The sequence below is a fragment of the Burkholderia catarinensis genome, from assembly GCF_001883705.2.
GTDB lineage: Bacteria > Pseudomonadota > Gammaproteobacteria > Burkholderiales > Burkholderiaceae > Burkholderia > Burkholderia catarinensis.
Window position 1 is genome coordinate 130,686 of sequence record NZ_MDEQ02000017.1, and the last position, 8,734, is coordinate 139,419.

General features: G+C 66.3%; 7 protein-coding genes. All 7 read left to right on the forward strand.

Annotated features, from left to right (window positions below):
- The gene (locus BFF94_RS25860) at window positions 1-1,926 is read left to right on the forward strand and encodes a (Fe-S)-binding protein (RefSeq protein ID WP_128849640.1); all 1,926 of its coding nucleotides are present in this window, start codon (window positions 1-3) and stop codon (window positions 1,924-1,926) included.
- 4 nt (window positions 1,927-1,930) lie between these two features.
- Window positions 1,931-3,097, forward strand: coding sequence for an electron transfer flavoprotein subunit alpha/FixB family protein (locus BFF94_RS25865; protein WP_219140009.1), 1,167 nt, complete (start codon window positions 1,931-1,933; stop codon window positions 3,095-3,097).
- Entirely contained in the window at window positions 3,094-3,879 is a 786-nt protein-coding gene (locus tag BFF94_RS25870) for an electron transfer flavoprotein subunit beta/FixA family protein (RefSeq protein ID WP_219140010.1), read from the forward strand. The genes BFF94_RS25865 and BFF94_RS25870 overlap by 4 nt, the downstream gene beginning before the upstream one ends.
- 52 nt (window positions 3,880-3,931) lie before the next feature.
- On the forward strand, window positions 3,932-5,173 hold the full coding sequence (locus BFF94_RS25875; protein WP_128849643.1) for an aromatic ring-hydroxylating oxygenase subunit alpha: 1,242 nt from the start codon (window positions 3,932-3,934) through the stop codon (window positions 5,171-5,173).
- 112 nt (window positions 5,174-5,285) lie between these two features.
- Window positions 5,286-6,434: an FAD-binding oxidoreductase gene (locus tag BFF94_RS25880; RefSeq protein WP_128849645.1), complete on the forward strand. Its 1,149-nt coding sequence runs from the start codon at window positions 5,286-5,288 to the stop codon at window positions 6,432-6,434.
- A 134-nt stretch (window positions 6,435-6,568) separates the two neighbouring features.
- Complete coding sequence (locus BFF94_RS25885; RefSeq protein WP_128849647.1) at window positions 6,569-7,432, forward strand: glycine betaine ABC transporter substrate-binding protein; 864 nt, start codon at window positions 6,569-6,571, stop codon at window positions 7,430-7,432.
- Window positions 7,433-7,610: 178 nt separating this feature from the next.
- Window positions 7,611-8,734, forward strand: a 1,124-nt coding sequence (locus BFF94_RS25890) for an APC family permease (RefSeq protein ID WP_219140011.1), incomplete at its 3' end; no start/stop codon positions are given.

Consider the following 8,734-nt stretch of genomic DNA (forward strand, 5'->3'; position numbering starts at 1 on the left):
ATGAATCCGTCCTTCCTCATTACCGCACTGTTGTGGTTGTCGGTGGCGGGGCTCGCGTTCGCGGTCGCGAAGCGCTCGTCATACTGGCGTCTGGGTCGCGCCACCGCGCCCGGCTCGTTCGGCGTCGCGAACCTGTTCGCGATTCCGAAGCGTTACTTCGTCGACCTGCACCATGTGGTCGCCCGCGATCCGTACATCGCGAAGACCCACGTCGCGACCGCCGGCGGCGCGATCGGCGCGCTCGCACTGGTGTTCGTCAACTATGGCCTCGCGATCTACTCGCCGTGGCTCGACAAGCTGATTTTCCTTGCGGCGCTTGCGATGCTGGTCGGCGCGGTGTTCGTGTGGCGCCGGCGCGCGGCGAAGGATGTGCCGGCCCGCCTGTCGCGCGGCCCGTGGAATACGCTGCCCTGGCTGCTCGGCTCGTTCGCGCTCGGCCTCGTGCTGTTCATGCTGGTGCCCACCGGCGCGATGTCGGGCGGGTTCGCGGTGCTCTGCGCGCTGCTGATCGGCGTCGGCGCGTTCACGATGACGGTCGGCGCCGCGAAGGGCGGCCCGATGAAGCATGCGATCGCCGGCCTGCTGCACCTCGCGTTCCACCCGCGCCAGGAGCGTTTTGCCGCGACGCGGGAATCGTTCACCGGCAACGGCACGGCCACGCCGCCGACCGCGCTGAAGCTGCCGGACATCGAGCATCAGGAATATGGCGTCGCGAAGCCGGTCGAATTCCGCTGGAACCAGCTGCTGAGCTTTGACGCGTGCGTGCAGTGCGGCAAGTGCGAAGCCGCGTGCCCCGCGTTCGCGTCGGGCCAGCCGCTGAACCCGAAGAAGCTGATCCAGGATCTCGTCGTCGGGATGGCGGGCGGCACCGATGCGGCGTACGCGGGCAGCCCGTCGCCGGGCATCGCGGTCGGCCAGCATCGCGGCGAGCCGAACGGCCCGATCGTGTCGGGCCTGATCGAGGAGCAAACGCTGTGGTCGTGCACGACCTGCCGCGCATGCGTGCAGGAATGCCCGATGCTGATCGAGCACGTCGACGCGATCGTCGACATGCGCCGCAACCGCACGCTCGTGCACGGCACGGTGCCCGGCAAGGGCCAGGAAGTGCTCGCGAACCTGCGTGAGACCGGCACGATGGGCGGCTACGACACGGCCGCGCGCTACGACTGGTCGGTCGACCTGAGCGCGCCCGTCGCGCAGCCGGGCAAGCCGGTCGACGTGCTGTTCGTCGCGGGCGAAGGCGCGTTCGACATGCGCTACCAGCGTACGCTGCGCGCGTTCGTCACTGTGTTGAACAAGGCGGGCGTCGACTACGCGGTGCTCGGCGCGACCGAGACCGACACCGGCGACGTCGCACGCCGCCTCGGCGACGAAGCGACGTTCCAGCAGATGGCGAAGCGCCTGATCGGCACGCTCGGCTCGCTGTCGTACCAGCAGATCGTGACGGCCGACCCGCACGTGATGCACAGCCTGCGCAACGAATACCGTGCGCTCGGGCTGCGCGTGACGGTCAAGCATCACACGACCTATCTCGCCGAACTGGCCGACAGCGGCAAGATCGCGCCGAAGGCCGTCGAAGCATTGCGCGAGAAGCGCACGACGTATCACGACCCGTGCTACCTCGGCCGCTACAACGGCGAGACGGAAGCGCCGCGCAAGCTGCTGAAGACGATCGGCATCCAGGTCGTCGAGATGGAACGCAACGGCATGCGTGGCCGCTGCTGCGGCGGTGGCGGCGGTGCGCCGCTGACCGACATCCCCGGCAAGCAACGCATTCCCGACATCCGCATCGCCGATGCACGCACGATCGGCGCGGACGTGGTCGCGGTTGCGTGCCCGAACTGCACGGCCATGCTCGAAGGCGTCGTGGGCCCGCGCCCCGACGTGCTCGATGTGGCCGAACTCGTCGCCGCCTCGCTGGAGTGAATCGATGAACACGATCAAACGAATCGATCCGCGCCGGCCGTTCGTCATCACGGCCGCGGGCCTGAAGCGCATCACGCTCGGCGAGGAAGGCAGCGCCGATGCGAGCGCCGCGCACTGGTCCGCGCATGGCCACGCAGCGGCCGCGAAGCCGCGCCGCGCGGTGCAGGACCCGAAGCACGTGATGCTGGTGGTCGCGCACGGCGAACGCGGCGCGCTCGACGACCATTCGCGGCAGGCGATCGCCGCCGCCGCGCTGCTTGCCGATGCCGATACCGAAGTCGCGCTGCTCGCGTTCGGCGAACTGAAGGACGACGTGGCCGAACTCGGCGTCGACAAGCTGCTTGAGCTCGCCGGCTTCGACCGCCGCGCGTTCGATCCCGAAAGCGAATTGCAAGCGTTGCAGGCATGCGTCGCGGCACTTGCGCCGAAGCATGTGTTCGTGCCCGACAACGCGACGGGCGACGGCGATCTCGGCCGGCGCTACGCGGCGGCCGCAGGCGCGAGCGTCGCGACCAACGTCGTCGAGATCGACGCGAAGCATGTGGGCGCGTATGCGCAGGCCGGGCGTGCCTTTGCCACCCGTGCGCTGCCCGACGTGATCCTGCTGGCGCAGAACGCGGTCGATGCGAAGCTGCCGTTCGTCGGCGCGGGCGAACGCGTGGCCGCCGATTTCATCCGCCCGGCGGGCGGCGCCGCGCAGCCGTACCGCGATCTCGGCCTCGACGAAATCGACGCGGCGCAGGTCGCGCTCGAGGAAGCCGATTTCATCGTGTCGGCCGGCAACGGCGTGTCCGACATCGGCGCGTTCGAGCGGCTCGCCGGCGCCTTCGGCGCGGCGATCGGCGCGAGCCGCGTCGCGGTCGACAACGGCCACTTCACGCGCGACAAGCAGGTCGGCGCAACCGGCAAGACGGTCGAGGCGAGCGTGTACATCGCGTTCGGCATCTCGGGCGCGGTGCAGCACCTGCAGGGGATCAAGGACTGCCGGCACGTGATCGCGGTGAACCTCGACGGCAGCGCGCCGATCGCGAAGCGCGCGAACCTGACGGTGGTCGGCGACGCGCAGGCGACGATCGCCGCGCTGATCGAACAGGTGCAGGCCGCGCGTGTTGCGCGCGGCGAATCGCCGGCCGCGGTCGGCACCCGTGAACCGGAAGGAGTCGCCGCATGAACGCCCCCCGCCAGTTGCAACGCATCGCGGTGCTCGTGTCCGTCGGCCGGCACCCGGTCAGCGGCGTCGCGCGCTACAGCCGCAACGACGCGGCCGCGCTCGAAACCGGCCGCCAGCTCGCGGAGAAGCATCGCGCGACGCTCGACGTGATCCATGCAGGCGACCCCGCGAATGCGGCGCTTGCCGAATATCTCGCGCTCGGCGCGCGGGAGGTCGAGGTGCTGGCCTGCCGCGACGGCGACGATGCCGTGCACGCGCTCGCCGCGCGCGTCGAAGGCTACGACCTCGTGCTGACCGGCACGCGCGCCGAGGGCGCGTACGACACCGGGATGCTGCCGTATCGCGTCGCCGCGGCGCTCGGCTATCCGCTGGTCGGCTCGGCCGTCGACGTGACGGTCGAAGGCGGCCGCGCGGCCGTCCGGCAATTTTTGCCGAAAGGGCTGCGGCGGCGCGTCGATGCGGCGCTGCCGGCCGTCGTCGCCGTCCATCCGCTCGCCAATGCCGAGCCGCGCTACGCGTATGCGCGGCTGCGTGCCGGTGCGATCCGGCCGGCGCTCGCGGCGCCCGGTGCCGACGCCGACGCGTCTGCATGGACGGTCGGTCCGGTCGAGCGTAAACCCGTAAAGCTGGTCGCCGCCGAGAAGCGCTCCGGGCATGCCCGGATGCTGTCCGCGACGACGACCGAAAGCCGTGGCGGCAACGTCGTAAATGAAGGGAGTTCGGTCGAAAAAGCACAAGTGATCCTCGCGTATTTGCGCGAGCATCAGCTCATCGACTACTGATTTTGATGCCTGTCGGCAAGAACCCAGGGATGCAAGGAATCCGGAGCAAACGATGAAAGTATCGGCAGACATTCGTGCACTGATCGAGCGACGCAAGGAAGGCCACAGCCTCGACGCGCCGTTCTACACGAGCGAGGAAATCTTCGCCCTCGACATGGAGGCGATTTTCCGCCAGCACTGGATCCAGGTAGCGGTCGAACCGGACATTCCCGAGCCGGGCGACTACGTGACCGTGGAACTCGGGAGCGACTCGATCCTGATCGTGCGCGACGACGACATGGCGATCCGCGCGTTCCACAACGTGTGCCGTCACCGCGGCGCGCGCCTGTGCAATGAGGACAAGGGATCGGTCGGCAACATCGTGTGCCCGTACCACAGCTGGACCTACAACCTGACGGGCCAGCTGATGTTCGCCGAGCACATGGGCGAGAAGTTCGACCGCTGCAAGCACAGCCTGAAGTCGGTGCACGTCGAGAACCTGGCAGGCCTGATCTTCATCTGCCTCGCCGACGAGCCGCCCGTCGATTTCGCGCAGCTGCGCGCCGAGATGGAGCCGTACCTGCTACCGCACGATCTGCCGAACACGAAGATCGCCGCACAGATCGACATCATCGAGGAAGGCAACTGGAAGCTCACGATGGAGAACAACCGCGAGTGCTATCACTGCGTCGCGAACCATCCTGAACTGACGATCTCGTTGTACGAATACGGCTTCGGCTACCAGCGCTCCGACGCGAATGCCGAAGGCATGGACGCGTTTGCGGAAACGTGCATCCGGCGAGGGAAGGAATGGGCCGAGATGGGCCTGCCGTCCGCCGAGATCGAAAAGCTGCACGACGTGACGGGCTTCCGCACGCAGCGCCTGCCGCTCGACCGCAGCGGCGAATCGCAGACGCTCGACGCGAAGGTCGCATCGAAGAAGCTGCTCGGCAAGTTCGAGCAGGCCGATCTTGGCGGTCTGTCGTTCTGGACGCAGCCGAACTCGTGGCACCACTTCATGAGCGATCACATCGTGACGTTCTCGGTGATTCCGCTGTCGGCCGGCAAGACGCTGGTACGCACCAAGTGGCTGGTGAACAAGGACGCGAAGGAAGGCATCGACTACGACGTGAAGAACCTCACGGCCGTGTGGAATGCAACCAACGACCAGGATCGCGCGCTCGTCGAATTCTCGCAGCGCGGCGCGACCAGCAGCGCGTACGAGCCGGGCCCGTATTCGCCGTACACGGAAGGTCTCGTCGAAAAATTCTCGGCCTGGTACATCGGCCGGCTCGCCGAAAAAACCGGCGCGTAGTACTTAGCAGCGGACAAGCGGAGCAATTGATGAAACGACCCCCACGCTCACTGCGTTCCCTGCCCCCCACGGGGGCGGTCAGCCTCCTTGGGGCGGCCCTGCGGAGGCTGACATGATGCGAGATGCGGCCAATTTCGAGCCGACGGACAGCCGGGTGACGCACCCGGCGTTCTGGAACGCCCTTCCCGAGCGCTGGACGAGCGACGTCGAGGAAACGCTGGTGTGCTGCCACGTGCGGCAGGAAACCCACGACGTGAAGAGTTTCTTCTTCCGTTCGCCGCAAGGCCGTGCGTTCTCGTTCGAGCCCGGGCAGTTCGTCACGCTCGAGCTCGACATCGAAGGCGAGACCATCAACCGGTGCTACACGATCTCGTCGTCGCCCGCGCGGCCGCACACGATCTCGATCACGGTGAAGCGCGTGCCGGGCGGCAAGGTGTCGAACTGGCTGCACGACAACCTGCAGCCGGGCGCGTCGGTGCGCGTGCTCGGCCCGGCCGGCGAATTCACGTGCGCGCGGCATCCGGCGCGCAAGTACCTGTTCCTGTCGGCCGGCTCGGGCGTCACGCCGCTGATGTCGATGAGCCGCGCGCACCATGATCTCGCCGAGGATCGCGACATCCTGTTCGTGCACAGCGCGCGTACGCCGGACGACATCATCTTCGCGCGCGAGCTCGACCTGATCGCGTCGAATCATACGAATTTCCGCACGTCGTTCGTCGTCGAGCGCGTCGGTGCGCGCACGAACTGGCCGGGCGTCACGGGCTTCCTGACGCTGCCGCTCTTGAAGCTGATCGCACCGGATTTCATGGAACGCGAGATCTTCACGTGCGGCCCCGCGCCGTACATGAAGGCCGTGCGCGACCTGCTCGACGAAGCCGGCTTCGAGCGCAAGCAGTATCACGAGGAGAGCTTCTCGTTCGAAACGCTCGCGCAGACCGCGAGCGACGAGGTGCTTGCCGAACTCGTGCCGGCGGCCGACGGTGGCGACATCGCGACGAAGCAGTACACGGTCAGCTTCGCGAAGAGCAATCGCGAGATTGCGTGCGGCTCGGCGCAGCACGTGCTCGACGCGGCCCGCCAGTCGGGCGTGCGGCTGCCGGCGTCGTGCACGCAGGGCATGTGCGGCACTTGCAAGGTGAAGCTCGTGTCGGGGCAGGTTGAAATGAAACACAACGGCGGCATCCGCCAGCGCGAGATCGACCAGGGGATGGTGCTGCTGTGCTGCAGCAAGCCGCTGTCGGATCTCGTGATCGACAAGTAGTCGAAACTTGCCATTGGCTGTCCGGGCGCGTCGCGTCCGGACAAGCATCCGTCGGAAAAAAACGATACCGCGGATTTGTGGTTGAAGAACCTAGAGAGGCAACGCGCGGTGTGCGCATATCAAGGAGATCGACCATGAAGCTGTTCGGAAAATTGTTGTGGACCGGCGCACTGTCGGCGATGGTGGCACTGAGCGCATCCGCGCTCGCCGATACGAAACCGACGCTGAAGATCGGCTACGTCGAAGGCTGGGACGACAGCGTCGCGACGTCGAACGTCGCGGCCCGCGTGATCGAGAAGAAGCTCGGCTACCAGGTCAAGCTCGTGCCGGTCGCTGCCGGGATCATGTGGCAGGGCGTGGCGCGCGGCGATCTCGACGCGACGCTGTCCGCGTGGCTGCCGGTCACGCACGGCTCGTACTGGGACGAGTACAAGGCCAAGGTCGTCGATCTCGGCGCGAATTTCCCGGATGCGAAGATCGGCCTGATCGTGCCCGCGTACGTGAAGGCGAAGAGCATCGACGACCTGAACGCGGAGAAGGACAGCTTCGGCGGCCGGATCGTCGGCATCGACGCGGGCGCCGGCGTGATGCGCAAGACCGACGATGCGATCAAGAGCTACGGGCTGAACTACACGCTGATGCCGAGCTCGGGCAGCGCGATGACGGCCGAGCTCTCGCGCTCGGTCAGTGCGAACAAGCCGATCATCGTGACCGGCTGGGCGCCGCACTGGATGTTTGCGAAATGGAAGCTGCGCTTCCTCGAGGATCCGAAGAAGGTATTCGGCGGCGCCGAGCACGTCGACAGCGTCGTGAATCCGTCGCTCGAAGGGAAGGCCAAACCGGTCGTGACGTTCCTGAAGAAATTCCAGTGGAAGCCGGGTGAAATCGACAGCGTGATGCTGGCGATCCAGAGCGGCTCGAAGCCGGAAGCGGCAGCCGATGCTTGGATTGCGGCCCATGCGGATCGCGTGAACGCGTGGACCGAAGGCGCGCAATAAACCGCGACGATTCATCGAAATAAAAACACGAAGAGACAGTCCGGGAATGGTCGGAAGGATTCCAAAATAATCGCACTGCGATACGGCCATATCCCGGAATTATTTTTTTGATTCTGCAAAAAAGCCCGTAAATTGTTACACTACGGCCCTTGTGCGGAGTCATCACAGGAGGAATTGGATGAGTCAAGCAGGACTGCGTGCGAATCGCACCAGTGATGTTGAGGCAACCATCTCACATGATTCGACGGGCCACACGCTGCATCGTGGCCTGACTTGGAAAGACGCATTCTGGGTAACGAGCGGCGTGCCGGCAGGCGTGCTGTTCACGATCGGCGGCGTATGCGCGACGATCGGCCAGCCCGCGTGGGCGATCTGGATCGCCGCGATCACGATGGGGCTGATTCAAAGCGCGACTTATGCGGAAATATCGGGACTATTTCCCCATAAATCGGGCGGCGCGTCCGTGTATGGCGCGATCGGCTGGGTCCGTTACAGCAAGCTGATTGCCCCGGTTTCCGTGTGGTGCAACTGGCTCGCGTGGTCGCCGATGCTTGCGCTCGGCTGCGGCCTCGCGGCGAGCTATGCGCTCACGAGCCTCTTTCCCGCCGACGCGGCGGTGCTGCACTGGCAGCTCAAGATTGCGGATCTCGGGTTCATCAAGCCGGGGCTGTCCCTGCGGATCAATGCGACGTTCATCATCGCGACGATCCTGCTTCTCATCACGTTCAAGCTTCAACACAGCGGTGCATCGAAGGCTGCGCGCACGCAGCGCATTCTCGGCATCGCGTCGCTTACGCCGCTCCTGATCGTCGGCATCGTGCCGTTCGTCACCGGCGACGTGCCGATGTCGAACCTGCTCCCGCTGCTGCCGCTCGGTCACGACGCACACGGCAACCTCACGGCCGGGACGTTCGGCTCATGGAACGGGCAGGGCGTCACGATGGCGCTCGGCGCGATGTTCATGGCCGGCTGGGCGTCGTACGGTTTCGAGACGGCCGTCTGCTACACGCGCGAATTCCGCGATCCGCGGCGCGATACCGCCAAGGCGATCTTCTGGTCGGGCGCGCTGTGTCTGGTCGTGATGACGCTCGTGCCGCTGGCGTTCCAGGGCGCGCTCGGCACGCAGGCGATGCTCGATCCGTCGATCGGCGACGGCACCGGCGTGGCGGCCGCGATGGCGAAGATCGTCGGCGGCGGCGCGTGGGTCGCGAATGCGGTCGTCGTGATGCTGATGCTGTCGATCCTGCTGATCGTGATGACGTCGATGATGGGCTCGTCGCGCACGCTGTACCAGGCATCGGT

What these genes read in the sequence shown, in the direction of transcription:
- BFF94_RS25860 (WP_128849640.1), top strand. Translation starts at nt 1, where the DNA reads ATGAATCCGTCCTTCCTCATTACCGCACTGTTGTGGTTGTCGGTGGCG.
- BFF94_RS25880 (WP_128849645.1), top strand. Translation starts at nt 5,286, where the DNA reads ATGATGCGAGATGCGGCCAATTTCGAGCCGACGGACAGCCGGGTGACG.
- BFF94_RS25875 (WP_128849643.1), top strand. Translation starts at nt 3,932, where the DNA reads ATGAAAGTATCGGCAGACATTCGTGCACTGATCGAGCGACGCAAGGAA.
- BFF94_RS25885 (WP_128849647.1), top strand. Translation starts at nt 6,569, where the DNA reads ATGAAGCTGTTCGGAAAATTGTTGTGGACCGGCGCACTGTCGGCGATG.
- BFF94_RS25865 (WP_219140009.1), top strand. Translation starts at nt 1,931, where the DNA reads ATGAACACGATCAAACGAATCGATCCGCGCCGGCCGTTCGTCATCACG.
- BFF94_RS25870 (WP_219140010.1), top strand. Translation starts at nt 3,094, where the DNA reads ATGAACGCCCCCCGCCAGTTGCAACGCATCGCGGTGCTCGTGTCCGTC.